This is a genomic window from Streptomyces sp. NPDC056503, from assembly GCF_042794995.1.
In the GTDB taxonomy this organism is placed as follows: Bacteria; Actinomycetota; Actinomycetes; order Streptomycetales; family Streptomycetaceae; genus Streptomyces.
Map to the genome: position 1 here is coordinate 21,428 of NZ_JBHTST010000004.1, position 22,348 is coordinate 43,775.

A 22,348-nucleotide genomic window follows, 5' to 3' on the forward strand; every position below is an offset into this window, starting at 1 on the left:
CGGGCGGGACGGGCCCTCGACCATCAGGCCCTCGGCGGTCGGGCGGCCGGGCTCCCTCACCCGTCGGCGAGCCGGGCGATGACCGCGCCGGTGAGCTCTCCGCGCAGGGTCCCCAGGAACGCCCCCACGACGTGGTCGAGACCGTCGACGATCGTCTCGTTCACGATGATCCGTCCTGTCGCGAGATACCGGAGGACCTGTGCCTCCATGGCCCGCCGGGGCGAGCCGTGGTTCTCCGAGAAGTAGGTGTGGACGACCACCCGGGCCCCGCCGACGGCGGTCTCCCGCGTCACCGGCCCGGGCCCCATCGCGGCGCCCGCGGGGCGGACCCGCTGGGTGGTGTGGGCGATCCGGCCGCCGTGCCGGTGCAGGGAGTTGGCCACCACGGCGACGTGGGCGTCGTCCAGGTCCACCCACGCCGCGTCGACCCGCCCGGCCGACGGTCCGGCCAGCCGGCCGAGCGCGGCGGACTCCAGGATGTCGTAGGTCTCGTCGAAGCCGTACACCTGGGTCGCCACCCTCGCCGCCTCCTCCCCGCGTACGCCGGCCAGCACCCGCCCGGCGCCGCGGAGCCGCGCGAACTGGCCGACCAGGCTGCCCGTGACGCTCGTGCCGCAGGCCACGTACAGCACTTCGCCGGGGCGCAGCCGCAGGATGTCGCGGACGCCCCGCCAGGCCGTCGCGCCGGCGGCGCCGAGCGCCGACAGGTGGACGGTCACCGGGAGCCCCGCGGCCGCCTCGACGACCCGGAGACCGGGCTGCCCCGCCCACACCAGGGTGTGGGTGGTCCAGCCGGTGACGTGCCGGACGAGCGTCCCGACCGGCAGCGCCGGGGTGCGGGAGGCAATCACGCGGCCGATCGCCGCCCCGCCCGGCATGGGCATGTGCAGCTGCCAGCCCCGGGTGAGCAGCCGGACCACATCCTGCTCGATCAGCAGGTACACGTTCTCCAGCAGGGCCGATCCGGGTGCGAGCGGCCTCGGCGCCGATTCCCGGATGCGGAACTGCTCGGCGTGGACGGGGCCGCAGGTGCGCTCGACGAGCTCGATGCTCCGGGTCGGTGGCAGCACGGGCGGGTGCTCACACGGGCGACGGGTCGGAGTTCTCCCCACCGCCCGCGCTGTCGCCCGCCACGTCGCCCGCGACGGTGGCGGGCCGGTACGCGTCGGCGGCCTCCCACGCGGCGCCCACCGCGAGGGCCAGGGTGGCGGCGACCGCCGCGACGATCCGTCCGATGGCGATGGTCTTCATGGGACTCCTCAGGCGTGGGGGTGGTCTCTTTCCGACGTGATCGAGCATCCCCGAGGCCGTTCCCCTGCGGTTCCCCCCGCGTTCCCCCGGTCCGGGAGGGCCCGGGAACGGAGGACGGGGGCGGGGAGGCCGGCCTCTGTCGGCACCGGTCTCCCCGCCCCCGTCCCCGCGTTCCGTACGCGGCGGCCGTCCCCTACTCCTCCGGCAGGTCCCTCATCCGCCGCAGCGGCGAGAAGACCACGAACAGCGCCGCGCTCCACATCCCCAGCACGCTGACGAGCAGCGCGGTCCGCAGACCGAACCAGGCGGCCATCGCGCCGCCGAAGAGGGCGCCGAGCGGGATGACCCCGTAACAGATCCACAGGAACGAGGCGTTGACCCGCCCGAGCAGGTGGGAGGGCGTGATCCGCTGCCGGTAGGAGGTGGCGGCGACGTTGTACAGCACCGCGTTGACGGAGAACGCGGCGAGACCGCAGCCGTAGAGCACGAAACCCCAGCCGGCGGGCGCCAGGGGCATCAGCAGGTACAGCGGGCCCGGCACGGCCATGGCGAGCCGGATCGCCCGGGCGGTGCCGATCCGCTGGATGGCGCGGTTGGCGACGAGTCCCACGGCGATGCCGACCACGGCGCTGATGCTGGAGGCCAGACCCACCATCCAGGAGTGCGCGTCCAGTTCGCGCACCATGAAGGTGACGCCGAGCGAACTCACCGCCATCACGAAGAAGTTGGAGGTGGTGGAGCAGGCCAGGATGGCGAGCAGCTCGCTCCGGCCCCGGATGAAGGCGAGCCCCTCGGCCACCTCCTTCCGCAGCGGCTCGCGCTCCTCGGCCGCCTCGGTCTCCTCCGCGGGATCCTCGGCGGCAGGGGTCCGGTCGAACCACAGCGTCACGGCGCTCACCAGGTAGGCGAGGCCGTTGCCGAGGAAGGCCCGGGTGGCGCCGAAGAGGTCCACCAGGAGGCCTCCGAGCGCCGGTCCGGTGAACTCGGCGAACTCCCGGCTCGTCTCCAGCTTGGCCGTGCCGTCGGCGAGGTGGTGCGCCTTGACCACGACGGGCATCCGGGCCCGGTAGGCCACGCTGAACAGCACGGACAGCATGCCGGACGCGCTGACGACGACGTACAGGTACCACAGCGGCAGCTCCCCGAGACCGGCGACGACCGGCACCGAGGTCATCAGCGCCACTCGGCCCAGGTCGCAGCCGACCATCAGCTTCCGCTGGTCCAGTCGGTCCGCGAGGATCCCGGCCGGCAGGGAGAAGAAGAGGAACGGCAGCCAGGCGAAGGACGTCAGCAGGGCTATCTGGAAGGCGCTGGCGTGCAGGGTGGTGGCCGCGACCAGGGGGACGACCACCGTGGTGATGCGGGCGCCGAGCTCGCCGACCGTCTGGCCCGCCCATAACAGCAGGAAGTGTCTGTTCCGCAGGAGCGAACGGGGCTCCCGCACCTCGGCCTCGGCCGGCGCGGAGGCTTGGCCTTCCACAGGGGTTCCTTTCTGGTGACCGGCGGGGCGGTCACGCGGGCAGCAGCCGCACTCGGAGGTGTTTGTAGCCGTTGATGACCGAGGTGGCGAGCAGGGCGGGTTGCGCGAGGACCGTCGCCGAGGCGACCCGGTTGCACAACTCGTCCAGGTACAAGCCGAGTTCGAGCGTGGCGAGCGAGGCGCCGAGGCAGTAGTGGGGGCCGGAACCGAGCGCGAGGTGCGCGTTGGGCTTCCGGGTGATGTCGAAGACGTCCGGGTCGGGGAACGCCCGCTCGTCCCGGTTGGCCGAGAAGTGCCAGATCGCCACGTCCTGGCCCGCCTCGATCCGGCGGCCGTGCAGCTCCACGTCGCGCTCGGCCCGGCGCAGCACGTGCTTGCTGGGCGACACGTACCGCAGCACCTCCGCGACGGCGGAGTTCAGCAGCCTCCGGTCGGCGCGCAGGAGCTCCCACTGCCGGGGGGACTCGATGAGCGCGAGCAGCGCGCCGACGGCACCGTGCCGGGTGGTCTCGTTCCCGCCGAGCAGCAGCAGGTCGAAGAAGAGCATCGCGTCCTCCTCGCTCAGCAGCCCGTCCCGCTGGGCCTCGACGAGGCGGGTGACGAGGTCGTCCCGCGGCGCGACCCTGCGCTGGTCCATGAGGTCCTGGCAGTAGAGCAGGAGCCGGCTGTGGGCGACGGCCGCGCTGACCCGGGCGTCGGGGGAGGTCTGGAGCTCGCGGTCGGCCGAGCCGAAGGCCGCGCTGGTCAGGCCGAGCAGCAGCTCCCAGTCCTCCTTCGGGACGCCGAGCAGGGCGGCGATGGAGGCGATGGGGAGCAGGGCCACCGTGTCGACGAAGTCGACCTCGCCCTCCTCCAGGGCCCGGTCGAGGGAGTGCCCGATGACCGACCGCAGATAGGGTTCGAGCTTGGCGACGGCCCGGGGCGTGAAGGACTGGTTGACCATCTGGCGCAGCTCGGTGTGGCGCCTGCCGTCGGTGTGGGTGAGCATCCGGCCGGATCCCTCGTCGCCCGTCCAGCGCTGCTGACCGAGGACGTTGGTGCCGGCCGAGCTGAAGGTGACGGAGTCCTTCTGGACGGCCAGGCAGTCCTCGTAGCGGGTCACCGACCAGAACCCCGGCTCGACGCCTTCGGGGTTCCAGTGCAAGGGGTCGTGGTCGCGCAGCCGCCGGAAGAGCCCGTGGTGGTCGGGGTCCGCGAAGAGCTGGGGGTCGGCGAGGTCGACGTGGTCGAGTGCCGTGGTCTCGGTCATGGTCCTTGTGTCCTTCGGGTCAGGCCATCATGCGCTGGATCTCCGTCATGAGGACGGTGAGGGCGGCCCGTTCGGGCAGGGTGGTGTCCGGGTGCCAGAGGTCGGCGAGGAGGCAGGTGCGGGTGCGGTCGCCGTCGTTCCACGCCTCGTGCTCGAAGGAATAGTCGAAGAGCAGGCACTTCCCCTCCTCCCAGCTCCGGGTCTCGTCGGCCACGCGGATTCCCGCGCCGTCGGGGATGTCGATGGCCAGGTGGAGGTTGATGCTGAAGTTCCACAGGTCGCAGTGGGGCGCGATCGCGGCGCCCGGCAGCAGCGTGGAGAAGTGCGATTCGAGCAGCGGACAGATCAGCCCCGTCCCCACCGCGTGCTCCTCCATCACGGCGTACGCGGTCGGGGCGAGCGGCGCCGCCTCCTCGGCGAGCCGCCCGTCCCGGTACAGGTAGAGCGCCTGCCAGTCGCGCTGCCGCACCAGGTAGTGCTCGTAGTCGGAGAACCGCTCCCGGCTCGACGCCCAGGCCCGCTCCTGGTCCGCCTTGATCTCCGGGTGCGCCGCCTCCAGGGCCTTGACGAGCGGCAGGATCTCCGGGTGCCCGTACGGGTCGTGCCAGGGGAGCTGCGGGATTCCCGGCAGCACCCACTTCGCGGCGGCCTGGAGGGGGTGGCGGTGCTCGCTGCGGCGCCTGGGCTGGAGCATCTCCTCGACGCGGTCGAGCGAGTCCGCCCCGTGCTCGGCCCTGAGGGCGGCGAAGCACGCGTCGATCTCGGGTGTCATGGTGGTCCCGTCTCCTCGTCTGCCCCGCCGGGGCGTCTCCCCGGCGGGGGCGTCTCCCCGGCCGGGCGCGTGTCCCCGGCCGGGGCGTCTCCCCGGCGGGGCGTGTGTCCCCGGCGGGCGCCCTCCGCGCCGGGCGTCCCGCCGGGGTCTCCCCCCGGCCGTCCTCCGCGCCGGGGGTCGCTCCCGCCCGGGGGCCTCTCCCCCGGGCGTCCTCCGCGTATCCGGTCCGCGGTCAGGCGCGGGGCAGCAGGCGCGGGCGGGCCCCGGACGTACCGCTCCGTTCCAGGCTCGCCACGACGCCCGCGACGGTCGGGGTCTCGAAGAGGGCCATCAGGTCGACTTCCAGGCCCAGTTCGGTCCTGATGCGGTTCACCAGCCGGGTGGCGAAGAGCGAATGCCCGCCGAGCTCGAAGAAGTTGTCGTCCAGGGAGACCTCGTCCAGCTTCAGGATCTCGGCGAAGAGCGCGGCGACGCTCCTCTCCCTCTCGGTCACGGGCGGCCGGCCGGCGGACTCGGCGAGGTACTCCGGGGCGGGCAGCGCGCGCTCGTCGAGCTTGGCGTTCCGGGTCAGCGGCAGCGCGTCGAGGACGACGAACGCGGCGGGGACCATGTAGTCCGGCAGCCGGCCGGCGAGATCGGCGCGCAGGGCCGCGGTGTCGATACGGGCCCCCTTGGCGGGGACGACGTACGCGACCACCCGCTGGTCCCCCGGCGTGTCCTCGCGCACCACGACCGCCGCGTCCCCGACCGTCGGGTGGCCGAGGGCGACCGCCTGGATCTCCCCGGTCTCGACGCGGAAGCCCCGCAGCTTGACCTGGCCGTCGGCGCGCCCCTCGAAGAGCAGGTACCCGTCCGGGGTCCAGCGCCCCAGGTCTCCGCTGCGGTACATCCGCTCGCCCGGCGCCCCGAACGGGTCCGCGACGAAGCGCTCCGCGGTCAGGCCGGGCCGGTTCAGATAGCCGCGCCCGAGGTTGGCGCCCGCGAGGTACAGCTCGCCGACGACCCCGGGCGGCACCGGCCTGAGCCGCTCGTCGAGCACGTGGACGCGGGAGTTCCGCAGGGGGCGGCCGATGGTCGCGGTGGGGTGCTCGTGCAGCGCGCAGCCGGCCGCCTCGACGCAGAACTCGCTGGGACCGTAGTAGTTGTAGACGGTCGTGCCGGGTACGGCGCTCAGCCGGCTCCACAGGGCCTCGCCGACCGCCTCGCCGCCCAGCATCAGGGTCCTGGGGGCCGTCTCGCCCTCCAACAGCCCTTCCTCCAGCAGCTGTTGCGCGAAGCTGGGCGTGACGTCCAGCTGCTTGATGCCGTGCGCGGCGAGATGGGCGACCATGCGGGCCGGGTCCCGCCGGAGGCTCTCGTCCAGCAGGTGCAGCTCGTGGCCGGCGATCAGGGCCAGCATGCCCTCCCACGAGGTGTCGAAGGCGAGCGAGGCGGAGAGGGCCACCCCGAGCCGGTCCTCCGGCGTCGCGGGCGGCGGGAAGGTCACCCGGGTGTGGTACTCCCAGAGGTTGGCGAGGGCGCGGTGCAGCACCGTGACGCCCTTGGGCCGCCCCGTGGACCCGGAGGTGAAGATCACGTACGCGGCGTGGTCGAGGAGCAGCGGTCCGGGCCGGTCCGCGTCGGTCGGGTCGTGGTCCGGGCGGTGCGGCTGCCGGTGCTCGGTGACCAGGACGCGGGAGGGCACCGCGTCCTTCACGTCGGCGGCCAGCCGCTCGGTGGTGACCAGGGCGGCGGGGGCGGCCTCGCCGAGGATGCTCCTGATCCGCTCCAGCGGGTTCTGCGGGTCGATCGGGAGGTAGACGCCGCCCGCCTTGCCGACCGCGAGCCACGCGACGACGGCCACCGCCGTCCGCGGCAGCGCCACGCCGACGACGCTCTCGGGGCCCACGCCGCTGTCGAGCAGGTGGTGCGCGAGCCGGTTGGCCCAGGCGTTGAGCTCGGCGTAGCTGAGCCGGACGTCCCCGGCCACGAGCGCGGTGGCGTCCGGGGTCCGGGCGACCTGCTCCTCGAAGCGGCCGACGACCGTGACGTCCGGCTGCTCCTCCTCCGTGTCGGCGCTCCGGCGGAGCGTCTCCCGCTCGTCCGGGGTGAGGATGTCGACGTCGGCGAGCCCGCGGTCCGGGTCCGCCGCGACCTCGTCCACGAAGCGGACGAGCCGCTCCGCGAACGCCTCCGCGGTACGGGCGTCGAAGAGGTCCGTCGCGTACTCCAGGGTCCCGCCGAGGCCGTCGGGGGCGCCGCCGGCCGGCTCGCGCAGCACGACGGACAGGTCGAACCGCGCCACGCCCGACGGGAGGAGCCCGACCCGGGTGTCGAGTCCCGCCAGGTCGAGGGCCATGCCGCCGCTGTGCAGTTCGACGCCGACCTGGAAGAGCGGGTGGCGGGCCCGGGAACGGACCGGGTTCAGGGCCTCCACGATGCGCTCGAAGGGCAGGTCCTGACGCTCGTAGGCGGCGAGGTTGGTCTCCCGCACCCGCTGGACCAGCTCGCGGAAGGTCGGCTCGCCGGAGACGTCGACGCGGAGCACCTGGGTGTTGATGAAGCACCCCACGAGATCGTCGAGCGCCTCGTCGGTACGCCCGGCGACGGGGGTGCCGAGCGGGATGTCGTGCCCCGCGCCCAGCCGCCACAACAGCGCCGCGACGGCCGCCTGCACCACCATGAACAGCGTGCTGCGGGTCTCCCGGGCGAGCCCGGCGAGCGCGCCGTGCGCCTGCGAGGTGATCGCGAACGCGGCCGCGCCGCCCCGCTGGCTCGCGACGGGCGGCCGCACCCGGTCGAAGGGCAGCCGCAGCTCCTCCGGCAGGTCGGCCAACTCCGTTGACCAGTAGCGCAGCTGACGACTGGACAGGCTCTCGGGATCGTCCTCGCCGCCCAACAGCTGTCGCTGCCACAGCGTGTAGTCCGAGTACTGCGCGGGCAGCGGCTCCCAGACGGGCGCGCCGGCGCCGCTCCGCGCGGCGTACGCGGTGCCGAGGTCACGCAGCAGCGGGGTCATCGACCACCCGTCGCACACCGCGTGGTGCAGCACGAGGGCCAGCACGTGTCGGTCCGGCGCCTCCCGCAGGAGCCGCACCCGCAGGAGCCGGTCGCCCTCCAGGTCGAACGGCTGCCGCGCCAGCTCCCGCAGCTCGCCCTCGACCCGCTCCGCCCCGACGTCCACCGGGCGGCACGTCGGCCGCGCGTCGTCGAGCGGCAGCACGCGCTGCCGGGGCTCCCCGCCGACCGGGACGAAGACGGTCCGCAGGATCTCGTGCCGCTCCACGACGTCGCCGAGGGCCGCCTCCAGGGCCGGCACGTCCAGGTCGCCGCCGATCCGGATCACCACGGGCACGTTGTAGGCGGCGCTGGGCCCTTCGAGTTGGTTGAAGAACCACAGTCGCTGCTGCGCGGACGACAGAGGAAACACGCACACCACTCCCCATCAGAAGAAAACGCTCGGCTCGGCTCGGCTCGGGTCAGGACAGGTCGGCCCGGGTCACGTCAGCCCGGAACACACCGGCCCGGTACACGTCGGCCCGGCAGGGCACGAAAGACCCTCCGCCGGCATCAGGACAGGACCGCGTACGCGCGTCAGCTCGTCCGACCGGCCAGCTTCGGGCGGGCCGGGCCGCCGGTCCGCCCGTCGTCGAGGCCGGCCACGAGCCTGGCCACCGACGGGGCGTCGAGGATCTGCCGCAGCTCGATCTCGACCCCCAGCGCGGAGCGCAGCCCGCTCCAGAGGCGCATCGCGAGCAGCGAGTGCCCGCCGAGGTCGAAGAAGTCGTCGTCCAGGAAGACCTGTTCGACCCCCAGGACCCTGGCGAAGACCCCGGCGACCAGGACCTCCCGCTCCGTGCGCGGCAACCGCCGCCCCGGCTCGGCGGCCGGATCGGCCGGACGGACCGCCGCCGCCGGCGCGAGGGCGGCGAGCGCCGCCCGGTCGATCTTCTGGTTCCGCGTCAACGGCATCGCCTCGACCTGGACGAACGACGACGGCACCATGTACTCGGGGAGCTCCGCCCGCAGGCCGTCCCGGAGTTCGCCGGGATCGAGCGGTACGCCGCCGGTGACATAGGCGCGCAGCGAGGCCGCCCCGCCCTCCCGCTCCTCCAGCAGCACGACGGCCTCGCGCACTCCACCGAGGAGCACCAACTGCCTCTCGATCTCGCCGAGTTCGATCCGGAAGCCGCGCACCTTGACCTGGTGGTCGACCCGTCCCAGGAAGTCCAGCTCCCCGTCGCCGGTCCAGCACACGACGTCACCGGTCCGGTAGAGCCGCTCGACGCCGTCGATCCCGCCGCGCACGAACGCCCGGTCGGTCAGCTCGGGCCGTCCGAGGTACCCCTCGCTCAGCCCGTCGCCCCCCACGTACAGCTCGCCGGGCACGCCGAGCGGCTGTGGGTTGCCGTGCCGGTCCATGACGTACGCCGTCGAGTTGGCGATCGGCCGCCCGATGGGAACCCGTCCGGTGTAGCGCCGGGTGATCGGGTGCGCGACGGAGAACGTGGTGTTCTCGGTCGGCCCGTACACGTGGACGAAGGAGCTACCGGGACAGGCGTCCATGGCCCGCGCGACGTGCCCGGAGGACAGCATCTCGCCGCCGACCAGCACCTGACACCCCGCCAGCACCCCGGCGTCCTGCTCCACGAGCTGGTGGAAGAGGGCGGTGGTGAGGAACAGCGTGTTCACGCCGTACCGGGCGATGGCGGCCTTCAGCTCCGCCGCGCTCAGCACCGTGCCCTCGGGGGCGAACACCACCGTGCCGCCGTGGAGGAGCGCCCCCCAGAACTCGAAGGTGGTGGCGTCGAAGGCGAGCGCCCCGGTCTGGAGGATCGCCGAGCCCTCGGAGAGCCGCACGTAGTCGGTCCCCAGCACCAGCCGCAGCACGGCCCGCTGGCCGACCAGAACGCCCTTGGGCCGCCCGGTGGTCCCGGAGGTGTACATCACGTAGGCGGCTTCACCGGCCACCCCGCCGAGGTCGGGAAGGGACACCCCCTCCCCCTCTCCCTCCGCCACGTCGCCCGGGTCCAGCACGGGAACGCCGCCGACGACGGCCTCCTCCCCCTCCGCCAGCAGAAGACCCGCACCGCTGTCGGCGAGGAGGAAGTCCCGGCGGTTGGCGGGGACGGCCCGGTCGACGGGCACGTACACGGCGCCGACGCGCAGGATGGCGAGGATCGCGACGAGCACGAGCGGCGACTTGTCCAGCGTGAAGGCGACCCGGCTCCCCGCCCGCACTCCGAGGGCGTACAGCACTCCGGCCAGCTTCTCGGCGCGCTCGTGCAGTTCGCGGTACGTGACCGCCTCGCCCTCGCTCCGCACGGCGACCGCCTCGGGCCGGGCGGCCGCCTGTTCGGCGAAGAGCGCGACGATCGAGGCGTCCCGCGGGTAGTCCCGCCGCGTCTCGTTGAACCCGGACAACAGCGCCTGCTCGGCCCGGTTCGGCACCCTCAGCCGCGCGACGGGCCGGTCGGCGTCCTCGGCCATCTGCTCCAGCAGATGCGCCAGATGCCCGAGCATCCGCTCGCCGAACCCGCCCGCTAAGCCATGCTCATGACAGTCGAGGAACACGGAGAACCCCTCCGCGGTGGCCTCACCGGAGAACACCACCTCGTCCCCGGCCACCCCCTCGACCGCCCCGTCGACCACACAGCGGACCCGAAGCCCCTCGACGGCCTCCGACCCACCGGCGACCCAGCCCCCGGCCAGTCCCGCCCCGACGGCGCCACAGAGCTCACCGACCGAGCCCCCGGCCGGCAGGGAAACGTCCAGGACTCCCGCCCGTCCCCCCCGCCGGACCCCGACCCGGAACCCGTCACCGTCGCAGTACCGCCCCGCGAGCAGCGCCACCGCCGCGACCAGCAGCCCCCGCCCGTCCCGGAGCCGCTCCGCCACACCGCCGGCCAACCGCACCGTCCGCCGCACCGTCACGCACTCCCCCGGCGGCGAGCACGGCTCCCCCAGGGGAAGCACCGAAGGAAACTCCCGAACCGCTTCTCCAGCCATACCCACCCGTCCCCATCGACCACACCGAAGCCACCTTCACGCTAGGGCGTCCGCACCCCTCCGAAGGGGAACCGGGCGAGGCATCAGTCAGGCAGTTGCACCTGGTGCCCCTACTTCACCGGCTCAAGGATCGCCACGCACTCCACGTGATGCGTCACAAGAAACAGGTCTACGCAAACAGGTGAAAGAGGGTCTTGCCGTAGTCCTGGTCGCGAAGGTTGTGCTGCAGCGCCCTGGGGGTGAACTCCCCTACGGCAAGGACCTTTTCCCAGACGGCGGTGCCCTTCAGGGCGGTGAAGTCGTCGTCGTCGTGCGTGAGCTCGTCGAGGTAGCGCTCTTCGTCCGGGTCGGGCTGGGCGAGGAAGACGATGTGCTGATGGGGCCGTTTAAGGGCCTGTAGGCGGTGCCCACGCCGCTCGTGCCATGACCTCGGCCGCGGTGCGCTGCGGGGCGGCGGGGCAGGGACTCGAGTTCGCGGAACGGGTCGGCGCTCGCCGGTTTCCGGGCGAACTCGGAGATGGTCTGGTCGCGCTCGCCGTCAGTGACGGTGGGCCGGATGTTGGTGACAAGCATCCGGTGGGTGAGTCGGGTGGACAGGAAGTATCGGGCCGGCTTGTTGCTTACCTGACCGCAGACGATGTCGAGGGCGCTTGTGCCCCGGCCCTTGTAGACCCGTTCGTCGACCACGCTGCCGGCGCCCGTGATCGTGTAGCGGTTCGCCATCTGTCGCTGTGGGGGATGTTGCCGCCGAAAGGACCTCCGTGTGGGGTGAAGCCTAGACGCCTTCACCACACCGGAGGTCTTCGCCATGATCAAGACCAACAGCGTTGACGACGCTCGTGATCAATAGTTCTAGGCCGTTTCCTTCGGAGGCCCTGGGCCGATTCCTCTGCGTGTCCGTCGTCCTCGCCGCCCAGCTGATGCAGCTCGGCAGCGACGCCGCGATCCGCGATCCGCGATCCGCGATCCGCGATCCGCGGCGACATCTTCTATGGTGGCGCCCTGATTTTCGACGCGCCCCTCCCCGAGAACCACCCCAGCCGGAACTCGGCCACGGTCATGGCGACCCCCGCCATGACCGTGGCATCGGGCCGGTCGAAGCACGACCGGGCTTATTTCAGACGGTCTGGCACTGGCCGGAGGCGTGGGCGGCGATGGTGACCGTCCGCGTCTGCCCCGCACTGTCCTTGATGTTCAAGGTCAGAGGCTCCGAGGCCGTGCTCGTCGCACACACCCGGACCGGACTGGCTTCACCGGAGCGCGCGTCGGCCACGAGCGACACCGTGCCGAGAGACCCCAGGGAGAGGTCCTGTACCCCGTTGCGGTCGGTGCGGGTGAGACGCCAGTCGATGGTCCGGTGCGGGGCGTCGACCTCGATGCCGATGACGTCCTCGATCAGCAGGGCGATGGGGCCCAGGCCGGTCCAGCCCACGAAGTCCGACTTGGAGATGTTGTCCGTGCCTCCCGTGGAGTTGGCCCCGTCACCCCACGAGGTGGTCGCGGGTGAGAGATACGTGGCGGAGGCGTCGAGGGACTTGCCCGGCGCCACCACCGGGCCGCCCTCGCTCCGGGAGCCGGTGATCCAGGACCCGGGCTGCCTCTCGGGCGCGTACGTCTCCCACAGGGTGCCCGTGTAGTCGTACACCTCGGCCAGTCCCGCGAGGTACTTCTCCGCGGCGGCCCGGGCCAGCGCCGCGTTGCCCGAGGTCTTCAGGCCCTTGATCGTGGCGTAGTTGGTCGGTGCCCACGCACCGCCCCGCCAGTACTCTCCGTGCGTGCGGTACGCCGGCTCGTCCTTCGCCAGGGCGGGGAAGACCATGTCGGTCCAGTACTTCCGGGTGTCGGTGAGCGCGCCGGCCAGGCGCTGGGCGCGGTCGCTCGGGGCCACCCCGCTCACGAGAGTCCAGAAGCCCGCGATGCTGTCGATCTTCCACTGTTCGTTCGCGCTGGTCAGCTCGTAGTAGCGGCCGTCCGTCTCGTTCCAGGAGAACCGGTTGACGCGGTCGGCGGTGGCGTCGGCCAGGGCCCCGGAGTCCTCGGCCCGTGCCGTGTCCCCGGTCGCCGCGTGGAGTTGGGCCAGGCTGTCCCACATCAGCACCATCTGGCTGCTCATGTCGACCTGCCCGGTGCCGTATCCGTCTCCGCCGTGGCCGGGCTGGGTCGGCAGGTTGTCCATGCCGTTGCCCACGCCGTTGTTCCAGTACAGCTGGTGCGGGGCCTCCTGGGACCAGCGGCCGACGGAGACCCAGTCGGCGTAGGCCTGCAGGGCGGGGAGGACCCGGCGCACCCGGGCGAGGTCACCGGTCATCTGGTACGACTTGAGCTCGGCCCAGGCGAACAGCGGCGGGTTGACCGCGCTCGCTCCGTCGGCCCAGGGGTGCCGGGCCCCGCTGCTCTCGACGTAGATGCGCCAGATGGCACCCGTGGGTTCCTGCATCGCGTACCAGTTGTCCAGCGAACCCATCGCGTCGAAATCGCCGCCCATGTACCGCCCGTACAAGGTCATGAAGATCGTGTCCCACTGGAAGACGATGTCCGTGTCGAACGCCTCGTCCATGTAGGTGCGGACGAACGGCGAGGTGGACACGGGCCTCCTGAGGTGGCTGTCGTGAAGGATCGACCACGCCTCGTCGTACAGGGTCTTCCACTCGGGGTTGCCGTCGATGACCGGCTTGGGCAGTCTGTCCGCGCTGTACGTCGGCGGCGCCACCAGGTTCTGCGAGAGGGGAGCGAAACCGCCCTTGTCGGTGACGCTCCGCAGGTCGCCCTTGGTCAGCCAGGTCGCCGAGAAGTCGTCCGCGTCCACGGAGGGCAGGCCGTAGGTGCGGATGCCTCCTGAGACCGGATGGAAGTCGACCGCGTCGAGCACATGGCCGGCCATGGGCGTCGCGGGGCGCGCGCTTCCGTCCGCCCAGACGCGTGCGAACGCGATGCCGTGACGCCATTCCAGTTCGAGGCGGTACCAGGAGCCGGGCGTCAGGGTGGTGTCGCGCAGCGTCTCCGCGTACGTGGTCTCGCCGCTGGAGGTCCTGCGCATGATCTGGATCCGCGGACCCGACTGGTAGGGCAGCGCCGTCACCCACAGGCTCTCGTCGTCGCCTGCCCCGTTCAGCGCCACCGCCACCGAGGCCCACGAGTCCGTGGAGGAGGCCGGGACCTTGAACCGGAGGGAGACGCGGGCCTCTCGGAGCTCCTCGTCCGGGCCGCAGGCGCACAGCGGGCGCCGCAGCTCACCGCTGCCCCTCAGCACGCCGGACCTGGTCCGCCAGGACCCGCCGACCGTCCGCCAGTTGCTTCCGAGCGAGGAGCCGAACCCGTCGGTGACCGGCGCCAGCGAACCGGTGGGCTCCGCCGCGGCCGCCGTCGGAGGGCTGGCCAGCACGGGCACCAGGTACGCCCCGACGCCCAGCACCACCGCCATGCACACGGACACCAGGCGGTTCCTCGGGCGGGCACGCCCGGCCCTCCCCTTCCTCCGGTCCGGGTCCCGGCTCGGAAGGCACCGTTCCGGCGTTCCTTCTCGTCTTCTTGGAATCATGGAGTACCTGACCTGTGTCGTGTCCCCCAGGGAGGAGGACGGGGCGTGCGGGTGGGTGATCGTCCTGCCCGGCCGGAGGCGGCGAGGGGGCGGCTCGGCTCCTCCGGCCGGGGGATGTCCGTGAGCCGGCTCCTCTCCTCCGTCCGCGGGCGTCAGCTCTCGGCCGCGTCGGCCAGGCAGGAGAGCAGGAACTCCTTCACCTCGGTGGCGTGGAAGCGTTCCCGGGTGCCCGCCGGGCTGGAGCACAGCAGGACGGGGCCGTCGTCCGGGTCCTCCGGGAGGCGGCCGTGGCTTCCCCGGACGCAGGACGGGTCGGTGGGGACGACGGACATGGCGGTCCGTACGCCCATCTTGAACTTGGCCATGGTCATGGCCGCCCTCGCCATGACCAGCGGATCGGCCGGATCGAAGAACAGCTCGGCCGGGTCGTAGCCGGGCTTGCGGTGGATCTCCACGCCGCGGGCGAAGTCCGGGGCCCGCTCGTCGTCCAGCCAGTAGTAGTAGGTGAACCAGCTGTCGGCGGAGGCGACGGCGACCAGTTCCCCGGCACGGGCGTGGTGCAGCCCGGCCTTCTCCTGGTCGTCCCGGTCCAGGACCTCCTCGACCCCCTCCGTCGCCAGCAGCAGCTCCCGTACGCGTGTCAGGTCCGCGGGATCGGCGACGTACACGTGGGAGACCTGGTGGTCGGGGGTGGCGAAGGCGCGGGAGGTCCAGGGGTCGAGGTACTCCATGCCCTGCTGGGTGTACACGTCCAGCAGGCCCTCGCGGCGCAGGACCCGGTTGATGTCGACGGGACGCCGCACCTCCGTGATGCCGTACTCGCTCAGCACCACGACCGTGCTCCCCCGCTCCGACAGGGCGTCCAGGAGAGGGGCCAGGACGGTGTCGAGTTCGCCGGCGGCGGCCCGCGCCCGGGGGGAGTTCGGGCCGTGCCGCTGGAGGTCGTAGTCGAGGTGGGGGACGTACACGAAGGTGAGGTCCGGGTCGTGGTCCGCGAGGACGCGCCGGGTGGCGTCGACGATCCACCGGGAGGAGGCGATGCCGGCCTTCGGACCCCAGTAGTCGAAGAGCGGGAAGGGTCCCAGCTCGGCGGTGAGGCTGTCGCGCAGGTCGGCCGGGACCGTGTAGCAGTCGGGGGACTTGCGGCCGTCGTAGTGGTAGACGGGGCGGGGGGTGACGGTGATGTCGACGTCCGCGCCCATGGCGTACCACCAGCAGATGTTCGCGACCTTGAGACCGGGACGGGTGCGCCGGGCGGTCTGCCAGACCTTCTCGCCCCGCACCAGGGCGTTGTGCTGCCGCCAGAAGGCGACCTCGCCCATGTCGCGGTCGTACCAGCCGTTGCCGACGATGCCGTGCCCGGCGGGCGTCAGCCCGGTGAGGAAGGTGGACTGGACCGAGCAGGTGACCGCGGGCAGCACCGTGTCGAGCGGTGCGGTGAACCCCGGGTCGGCCACGGCCCGCAGGCGGGGCATGTGGGCGAGCACGCGCGGGGTGAGCCCCACGACATCGAGGACGACGACGCTCATCGGACACTCCTGTTCGGATCGGCCGAACGGGCCGGTGCGGGTTCGGGGGCGGTCAGTCCGAGGCCGAGCAGTTCGTCGCGGGCCCACGCCAGCTCGGCGGCGATGCCGTCGGCCAGGCCGGCGCTGTCGGCCGGGGGCCGCGGCAGCACCGACCAGGTGTAGGTCTCCGTCTCGAAGTGCCGGGTGACCGGGGTGTCGGCGCGCAGCAGCGCGGCGAGGGCGGCACGGAGCACCGGCCGGGTCGACGTGAGCGGGGGTGCCGGGTCGGCGTGGAGGGGGATGTGGAAGTGGGTCCGCCAGGGCCGCGTGGTGTCGAGGGCCCCGGGGCCCGTGAGCGCCTGCGGCAGGTCGTCCGTCCCGGCGGCGGCCCGCGCCGCCCGCGTCTGGTGCAGGAAGCGGGGTTCGGCGAAGGCGGCGAGCGCGGCGCGGGTGGCGGGGTCCGCCGGGTCCTCCGCGTGCAGGGCGCAGGAGACCTGCGTCTTGACCACGGGGATGCCCGCCCGGGCCAGCCTGCCCAGTGCCTCGTCCGGCGTCTCGAAGGCCACGGCGAGGTGGCAGACGTCCAGGCAGAGGCCGAAGTGACGGGGGTCGAGGTCCGACAGGTGCCGTACCGCGTCCGTGGTCGTCTCCACGACGCATCCCGGTTCCGGCTCGAACGCGACCCGCACGGTCCGGCCGGTCCGTCGGCCGATCTCGCCGAGTTCGGCACCGAGCAGGCGGATCTGACGTGCCGCCAGGTCGGAGTGGTGCGGTCGCCAGTCGGCGCCCCATCCGAACGGGAGGGTGGAAATGCTGCCCTCCCCGACGTCGTCGGGCAGGAGCCCGGCGAGGACGTGGGCCAGGTCCGCGGTGTAGCGGCGCCGTTCGGGCGAGGTCCAGTCGGGCCGGTACACCGCGTGCTTGACGACGGGCTGGTGGAAGCCTCCGTACGGGAAGCCGTTGAGGGTCACGACCTCCAGTCCGCGGGCGGTGAGCTCGGCGCGCAGCCGCCGGGTCAGGCGGGCGTCGGCGGCGAGCGCGGCGGCGACCTGGTGGGCGAGCCACAGCCCGACGCCCAGGACGGGCTCCTCCAGGCGTGCGCGGACGGGGAGGGCGTAGGCGTCGAGCTGGGCGAGGATGCCGTCGAGGTCCTCGGCCGGATGCACGTTGGTGCAGTAGCCCAGGTGGACGAGGTCGCCGCCGGGGTGGCGCAGGCGCATCAGCTGCCGCCCCTCCGGATCGAGTTCCCGGCGAACAGCGGCTCCTCCGCCTGGGGTTCGATGTCACCCAGGACGAGCCGGCCGCTCTGCCCGTAGAACTCGACGGGGTTGCGCCACAGCACCTGGTCCACGTCGTCCCGGGTGAACCCGGCGTCGAGCATGGCGAGGGCGGTCGCGTGGGTGCGCAGCGGGTCGCTGTGGCCCCAGTCCGCCGCCGAGTTGACCAGGACGCGGCGCGTGCCGTGCCGCTCCAGGATGGCCACCATCCGGTCGGGGTCCATCTTGGTGTCGGGGTAGATGGAGAAGCCCATCCAGCATCCGGAGGCGGCGACGAGGGGGGCGGTGACCTCGTTGAGGTGGTCGACGACGACGAGGGAGGGGTCGATGCCGTCGGCGCGGACGATCTCCAGCGTACGGGCGGTGCCGGCGGCCTTGTCGCGGTGCGGGGTGTGCACGAGGGCGGGCAGGCCGTGTTCGCGGGCGAGTGCCAGCTGCGTGGTGAAGGCGTGCTCCTCGGCGTCGGTCATCGAGTCGAAGCCGATCTCGCCCACGGCGACGACGTTGTCCTTCACCAGGTATCCGGGCAGGTCGTCGAGGACCGGCAGGCACCGGGGGTCGTTGGCCTCCTTCGGGTTGAGCGCGATCGCGCAGAAGTGCCGGATGCCGTACTGGGCGGCGCGGTACGGCTCCCAGCCCAGCAGCGTGTCGAAGTAGTCGCGGAAGCTGCCGGGGGAGGTGCGCGGCTGGCCCAGCCAGAAGGCGGGCTCGACGAGGGCCCGGACACCCGCGGCCCGCATGGCCCGGTAGTCGTCGGTGGTGCGGGAGGTCATGTGGATGTGGGGATCAAAGATGCGCATGGCGCTCTCCGGTGTCGTGGAGGTCGAGCTGGGTCAGCAGGTCGTCGGGCACCGGTCGGCCGGCGGCGGTGCGCTCGGCGGCGAAGGCCGTGAACATGCGGATGAGTTCGGTGTCGGTGCGCCGGTCCAGACCCGCGACCGCGGCCAGCGGGATGCCCATGAAGACGCACTTCAGTACGGCCTGGCGCCAGGCCGGCTGGTCGAGGTACCGGGCCGCGTAGGGGCCGGCGGCGGCCGTCACCAGGCGGACGTCGTGGGTGCGCAGGGCGTCGGCGATCAAGGGCAGCGCCGTCGGGCCGACGGCTCCGTCCTGGTCGAGGAGCGGAAGGGCACGCAGCACCGCGAGCCGCTCGGCCGCGTCCCCGCGCCGGTACACCTCCTCCAGGGCCGCGGCCCGCTCCGGCGCGGTACCGGGCAGCGCCTGGAGCAGTCGGGCGCGTACGGCCTCCCCCGCCCCGGCACCCGTCCGTCGCGCCGCCACGGGGAACAGCTCGGCCAGGGAGGCGGGTTCGGCGCGCACGCGCCGGACCGCGTCGGCCGTCCAGGGGTGTTCCGAGGCGGCGCGCAGGGCGTCGAGCGAGCGGGCGGCGGTCCGGGGGCCGCTGTGTCCGTGGCGCGGCAGCTCGACGGAGACCAGTCCCCGGTATCCGACCTCGGTCAGCGCGGCCAGGACCGGGGGGAAGTCGATCTCGCCCTGCCCGAACTCCAGGTGCTCGTGGACGCCTCGGCGCATGTCCTCGATCTGGACGTTGACCAGCCAGGGCGCCGCCCGTCGGACGCACTCGTCCGGCGGGAAGGGCTCCAGGCACTGGCAGTGCCCGATGTCGAGGGTCAGGCCGAAGGCGTCCGGGTTCCCGAGGGACTCGCGCAGGCGCTCGTAGCCGTCGAGGTCCGCCACCAGCATCCCCGGTTCCGGTTCGAAGCCGAGCCGGACGCCGACGAGTCCGGCGGCCTCCACGACCGCCGCGCACCCGTCCTGGAGGTGCCGGAACGCCTCGTCGTGGCCCATCCCCGGCTCGGGGGTGCCGCTCCAGAAGGAGACCGCCTCGGCCTCCAGGTCGGCGGCGATCCCGACGGCCCGCCGCAGGTGGCCGAGCCGGCGGGCGCGTCCTTCGGGGTCGCTGTCGAGCAGGGTGGGGGCGTGCTTGCGCCAGGGGTCCAGCAGGTAGCGGGCGCCGGTCTCGACCACGACGCCGAGCCCGAGGGCGGTGAGCCTGCGCCGGGTCCTGGCGAGCCGGCGGCTCAGGCCCGGGGCGTACGGGTCCAGGTGGCCGCGGTCCAGGGTGAGGGCGACTCCGGTGTATCCCAGCCCGGCGATCACCTCCAGCGCCTCGTCGAGGCGGTGGTCGCCCAGGCCGTTGGTGCCGTAGCCGAAGCGCAGAGCGGTCATGTCGGGGACACCTTTCGTGACAGGCTCCGGGCCAGGGGGTAGGCGGCGAGGAGCGTGAGCGCGGCGCGGACGGAGCCACCGCGTGCGGTGAGCGCCGCCTGCAGCGGGATCATGGCGTGGATTCCGGCGCCCACCGCGCGCTTCAGGCGGGTGGGGTCGGGGCGGACCGTGGCGGACAGCTGGGCGGAGCCGGCCGCGAGGACGTAGCCGCCGAGGAGGGCGGTCTGCGCGGCCCGGTGGGCGCCGGCGGCGGCCGGTGGGGTCAGGGCGGCGGCGGCCAGGCCGACCGCGCCGGTGGCCGCCAGCGCGCCGGCCGGCAGCGAGGCGGCCGCGCCGAGGGTCTCCGCGCGGCTCACCGCGGTGATCGCGTAGGTGTGCCCGGCGAGGAGGGCCGCCGGTACGAGGGCCTGCCGGGTCCGCCGTACTCCCGCGCCCATGAGGACGTCGAGGCCCCGGGCGGTGGCCATCGCGGCGGGCCCGTACGGCGTGTTCTTCAGGGCCAGGTCGTAGGCCCAGACGGTGGCCGCGAGCGGTACGGCGACGGCCAGGGCGTCACGGCCGGCGGAAGCGGCCGCCGTCAGGCCCGCTCCCGTGAGCGCGGCGGCGGTGAGGAGCGCGGTGCGCGGGCTGATCCGGCCGGAGGGGACCGGGCGGTGGGGGCGTTCCCCGGCGTCCACCTCGCGGTCGGCGTAGTCGTTGAGCGCCATGCCCGCCCAGTACAGGCAGGTGGAGGCGGCGGCGAGGCGTGCCGTCCGCCCCGGCGGGGCCGGGCGGCCGCCGGCGGCGGCGCCCGCGAGGGTGTCGCCGAGCACGGTGAGCGCGGCCGGTGCCCGGACGAGTTCCACGAGCGCGTGGGCCGTGGTCACGGCGCCCGTCACCGGCCCGCCTCCGCGTACCAGGCCGTCAGCGCCTCGAACTGGGCGACCAGGCGGTGCTCGGCCGGGGAGCCGTCGGCCCGGACGGGGTCCTTGAAGAAGAAGGCGAGCTGCTCCTGCGGCCCGCCGGCCCCGTGCTCCCGGGCGCGGGCGAGGAGGCGGGCGAGGTCGAGGACGAGGGGCGCGGCGAGTGCCGAATCGACGCCCTGCCAGGTGAACTGGAGGGTCATGGAGGTGCCGAGGAAGCCGTCGAAGGCGATGTGGTCCCAGGCGGTCTTCAGCTCGCCCATGCTCGGCACGTAGTCGATGTGGGTGAGCCCCTCCACCTGGTCGCCGAGCATGGCGGTCAGGCCGCTGCGCTTGGAGGTGTTCTTGCTGAGGGCCGCCTCGGGGTCGGCGAGGGTCGCGCCGTCGCCGCCGCCGAGCAGGTTCGTGCCCGACCAGGACCGCACGCGCAGCGCGCGGTGGGCGAACATCGGCCCGAGCGCGGTGCGGACCAGGGTCTCGCCGGTCTTCCCGTCGCTGCCCGCGTACGGCAGGCCCTGGAGTGCGGCGAGTTCGCGCAGCGCGGGGAGCCGGAGGCCCGGCGAGGGCGTGAAGCCCACGTGGCCGCAGTCCGCCAGGAGCGCCGCGTAGGCGTACAGGGAGCTGGGGGGCAGCACGCCGGGCGTCTCCCCCAGCGCCTCCTCCAGGGCGGCGAGGTCGTCGTGGGCGGGGTGCGGGGCGGCCGGCGGCTCGGTCGAGGAGACGTCGACGACCACGACCTGGTCGAGTCCGTGGCGGTCGCGGAAGGAGGCGATGTCCTGGGCCAGCGCGGCGGCCGTCTCCCGCTGGGGGCGGTCCGAGGGGGTGCGGGCGCCGGGCCGGATCTCGCGGTCGGCGGCTTCGAGCGCGCGGGCGACGGCGGGGAGGAGCGCCGGGGGGAACACCCCGCCGGCGGCGAGCTGTTCGGCCCGCTTGGGCAGCGGGACCTCGGTCACGTCGTGGCCGCCGAAGACCAGCCGGTCGACCGCCGGCACCCCGGCGTCCGCGAACTCGGCCAGGTCGGCCACCATCCCCGTGGGCGGGACGAGCCCCGCCGCGACGGCCGCGGCGCCGACGACGGCGGTGGTCGCCACCGAACCGCGGGCGCCGACGAACCAGACGCCGGTCCGCCCGGTGCCGGGCGCGGGGGTGTCACTCATGGGCGGTGCCTTCCTTCGGTGCGGGGGTGGCGAACGCGGCGTCGAAGGACGCGGCGGGGGGCCTCATCCCGGCGAGGGGGCGGATGAACCCGACCGCCTCGGCGGCGCCGTCCAGGCGGTCCATCCCGGCGTCCTCCCATTCGACGGACACCGGTCCCGTGTAGCCGATGGCGTTGAGCGCCCGGAAGCAGTCCTCCCAGGGCACGTCCCCGCGACCGGTGGAGACGAAGTCCCAGCCCCGGCGGGGGTCCCCCCAGGGCAGGTGGGAGGAGAGCCTGCCGCGGCGGCCGTCGCCGACGCGGACGCGGGTGTCCTTGCAGTCGACGTGGTAGATGCGGTGGGCGAACTCCAGGAGGAAGTTCGCCGGGTCGAGGTCCTGCCAGACCATGTGGGAGGGATCCCAGTTCAGGCCGAAGGAGGCCCGGTGGCCGATGGCTTCGAGGGTGCGCCGGGTGGTCCAGTAGTCGTAGGCGATCTCGCTGGGGTGGACCTCCAGCGCGAAGCGGACGCCCTGCTCTTCGAAGACGTCGAGGACGGGGTGCCACCGGTCGGCGAAGTCGCGGTAGCCGGCCTCGATCATGCCCGGGGTGGCGGGCGGGAACATCGCGACCGTGTGCCAGATCGCGGAGCCGGTGAAGCCGACGACGGTGTCGACGCCGAGCAGGGCGGCGGCCCTGGCGGTGTCCTCCATCTCGCGCGCGGCGTTGCGGCGTACCGTCTCGGCGTCGTCGGACCAGAGGCGGGCGGGCAGGATCGCCCGGTGCCGCTCGTCGATGGGGTTGTCGCAGACGGCCTGGCCGACGAGGTGGTTGGAGATCGCCCACACCCCCAGCCCGTGCCGGTCGAGGACTTCTCGTTTCCGGCGGACGTAGGCGGGATCGGCGAGGGCGCGGTCCACTTCGAAGTGGTCGCCCCAGCAGGCGATCTCCAGGCCGTCGTAGCCCCATCCGGCGGCGAGCCGGCAGACGTCGTCGAACGGCAGGTCGGCCCACTGCCCGGTGAAGAGGGTGATCGGACGTGTCATGACGCAGGCACC

The 22,348-nt window shown here is 73.3% G+C and carries 16 protein-coding genes; all 16 read right to left on the reverse strand.

Translation table 11 applies throughout. The annotated features are described in order from the left end of the window. Window positions 1–56: 56 nt before the first annotated feature. The 16 genes from ACFQ8C_RS02005 to ACFQ8C_RS02080 all read right to left on the reverse strand — a co-directional run bounded on the left by ACFQ8C_RS02005 (window position 57) and on the right by ACFQ8C_RS02080 (window position 22,336). The gene (locus ACFQ8C_RS02005; RefSeq protein WP_383451269.1) at window positions 57–1,070 is read right to left on the reverse strand and encodes a hypothetical protein; all 1,014 of its coding nucleotides are present in this window, start codon (window positions 1,068–1,070) and stop codon (window positions 57–59) included. Window positions 1,071–1,080: 10 nt separating this feature from the next. Beyond that, window positions 1,081–1,251 carry a hypothetical protein gene (locus ACFQ8C_RS02010; protein WP_383451272.1) on the reverse strand — a complete coding sequence of 57 codons (171 nt, stop codon included), beginning with the start codon at window positions 1,249–1,251 and terminating at the stop codon, window positions 1,081–1,083. A 193-nt stretch (window positions 1,252–1,444) separates the two neighbouring features. Further along, a complete protein-coding gene (locus ACFQ8C_RS02015) occupies window positions 1,445–2,731 on the reverse strand; it encodes an MFS transporter (protein WP_383451275.1) in 1,287 nt (428 codons plus the stop codon). Window positions 2,732–2,762: 31 nt separating this feature from the next. Then, a complete protein-coding gene (locus ACFQ8C_RS02020; RefSeq protein WP_383451278.1) occupies window positions 2,763–3,980 on the reverse strand; it encodes a cytochrome P450 in 1,218 nt (405 codons plus the stop codon). A 19-nt stretch (window positions 3,981–3,999) separates the two neighbouring features. Beyond that, on the reverse strand, window positions 4,000–4,752 hold the full coding sequence (locus tag ACFQ8C_RS02025; protein ID WP_383451281.1) for an aspartyl/asparaginyl beta-hydroxylase domain-containing protein: 753 nt from the start codon (window positions 4,750–4,752) through the stop codon (window positions 4,000–4,002). Between the two features lie 232 nt (window positions 4,753–4,984). Continuing rightward, on the reverse strand, window positions 4,985–8,161 hold the full coding sequence (locus ACFQ8C_RS02030; protein ID WP_383451284.1) for an amino acid adenylation domain-containing protein: 3,177 nt from the start codon (window positions 8,159–8,161) through the stop codon (window positions 4,985–4,987). Between the two features lie 164 nt (window positions 8,162–8,325). Continuing rightward, window positions 8,326–10,665, reverse strand: coding sequence for an amino acid adenylation domain-containing protein (locus tag ACFQ8C_RS02035; protein WP_383451286.1), 2,340 nt, complete (start codon window positions 10,663–10,665; stop codon window positions 8,326–8,328). 360 nt (window positions 10,666–11,025) lie between these two features. Further along, on the reverse strand, window positions 11,026–11,463 hold the full coding sequence (locus ACFQ8C_RS02040; protein ID WP_383451289.1) for a hypothetical protein: 438 nt from the start codon (window positions 11,461–11,463) through the stop codon (window positions 11,026–11,028). Between the two features lie 394 nt (window positions 11,464–11,857). Beyond that, entirely contained in the window at window positions 11,858–14,173 is a 2,316-nt protein-coding gene (locus ACFQ8C_RS02045; protein WP_383451292.1) for a trehalase family glycosidase, read from the reverse strand. 257 nt (window positions 14,174–14,430) lie between these two features. Beyond that, window positions 14,431–15,807: an alkaline phosphatase family protein gene (locus ACFQ8C_RS02050; protein WP_383451295.1), complete on the reverse strand. Its 1,377-nt coding sequence runs from the start codon at window positions 15,805–15,807 to the stop codon at window positions 14,431–14,433. After that, window positions 15,804–17,006 carry a metabolite traffic protein EboE gene (gene eboE / locus ACFQ8C_RS02055; protein WP_383451298.1) on the reverse strand — a complete coding sequence of 401 codons (1,203 nt, stop codon included), beginning with the start codon at window positions 17,004–17,006 and terminating at the stop codon, window positions 15,804–15,806. The genes ACFQ8C_RS02050 and eboE overlap by 4 nt, the downstream gene beginning before the upstream one ends. Next, the gene (locus ACFQ8C_RS02060) at window positions 17,006–17,863 is read right to left on the reverse strand and encodes a TatD family hydrolase (protein ID WP_383451301.1); all 858 of its coding nucleotides are present in this window, start codon (window positions 17,861–17,863) and stop codon (window positions 17,006–17,008) included. Before ACFQ8C_RS02060 ends, eboE begins: the two co-directional genes overlap by 1 nt. After that, the gene (locus ACFQ8C_RS02065) at window positions 17,850–19,253 is read right to left on the reverse strand and encodes an EboA domain-containing protein (RefSeq protein ID WP_383451304.1); all 1,404 of its coding nucleotides are present in this window, start codon (window positions 19,251–19,253) and stop codon (window positions 17,850–17,852) included. The genes ACFQ8C_RS02060 and ACFQ8C_RS02065 overlap by 14 nt, the downstream gene beginning before the upstream one ends. Further along, window positions 19,250–20,131 (reverse strand): SCO3242 family prenyltransferase, encoded by an 882-nt coding sequence (locus ACFQ8C_RS02070; protein ID WP_383451307.1) that lies wholly within the window; start codon window positions 20,129–20,131, stop codon window positions 19,250–19,252. The genes ACFQ8C_RS02065 and ACFQ8C_RS02070 overlap by 4 nt, the downstream gene beginning before the upstream one ends. Further along, window positions 20,128–21,312 (reverse strand): inositol-3-phosphate synthase, encoded by a 1,185-nt coding sequence (locus ACFQ8C_RS02075; RefSeq protein WP_383451310.1) that lies wholly within the window; start codon window positions 21,310–21,312, stop codon window positions 20,128–20,130. Before ACFQ8C_RS02075 ends, ACFQ8C_RS02070 begins: the two co-directional genes overlap by 4 nt. Continuing rightward, a complete protein-coding gene (locus ACFQ8C_RS02080) occupies window positions 21,305–22,336 on the reverse strand; it encodes a sugar phosphate isomerase/epimerase family protein (RefSeq protein WP_383451313.1) in 1,032 nt (343 codons plus the stop codon). Before ACFQ8C_RS02080 ends, ACFQ8C_RS02075 begins: the two co-directional genes overlap by 8 nt. Window positions 22,337–22,348 lie beyond the last annotated feature (12 nt).

Excerpts from the sequence above, each read along its gene's own strand:
- ACFQ8C_RS02065 (WP_383451304.1), bottom strand. The coding sequence starts at position 19,253 with ATGACCGCTCTGCGCTTCGGCTACGGCACCAACGGCCTGGGCGACCAC.
- ACFQ8C_RS02025 (WP_383451281.1), bottom strand. The coding sequence starts at position 4,752 with ATGACACCCGAGATCGACGCGTGCTTCGCCGCCCTCAGGGCCGAGCAC.
- ACFQ8C_RS02075 (WP_383451310.1), bottom strand. The coding sequence starts at position 21,312 with ATGAGTGACACCCCCGCGCCCGGCACCGGGCGGACCGGCGTCTGGTTC.
- ACFQ8C_RS02060 (WP_383451301.1), bottom strand. The coding sequence starts at position 17,863 with ATGCGCATCTTTGATCCCCACATCCACATGACCTCCCGCACCACCGAC.
- ACFQ8C_RS02010 (WP_383451272.1), bottom strand. The coding sequence starts at position 1,251 with ATGAAGACCATCGCCATCGGACGGATCGTCGCGGCGGTCGCCGCCACC.
- ACFQ8C_RS02080 (WP_383451313.1), bottom strand. The coding sequence starts at position 22,336 with ATGACACGTCCGATCACCCTCTTCACCGGGCAGTGGGCCGACCTGCCG.
- eboE (WP_383451298.1), bottom strand. The coding sequence starts at position 17,006 with ATGCGCCTGCGCCACCCCGGCGGCGACCTCGTCCACCTGGGCTACTGC.
- ACFQ8C_RS02020 (WP_383451278.1), bottom strand. The coding sequence starts at position 3,980 with ATGACCGAGACCACGGCACTCGACCACGTCGACCTCGCCGACCCCCAG.
- ACFQ8C_RS02040 (WP_383451289.1), bottom strand. The coding sequence starts at position 11,463 with ATGGCGAACCGCTACACGATCACGGGCGCCGGCAGCGTGGTCGACGAA.
- ACFQ8C_RS02050 (WP_383451295.1), bottom strand. The coding sequence starts at position 15,807 with ATGAGCGTCGTCGTCCTCGATGTCGTGGGGCTCACCCCGCGCGTGCTC.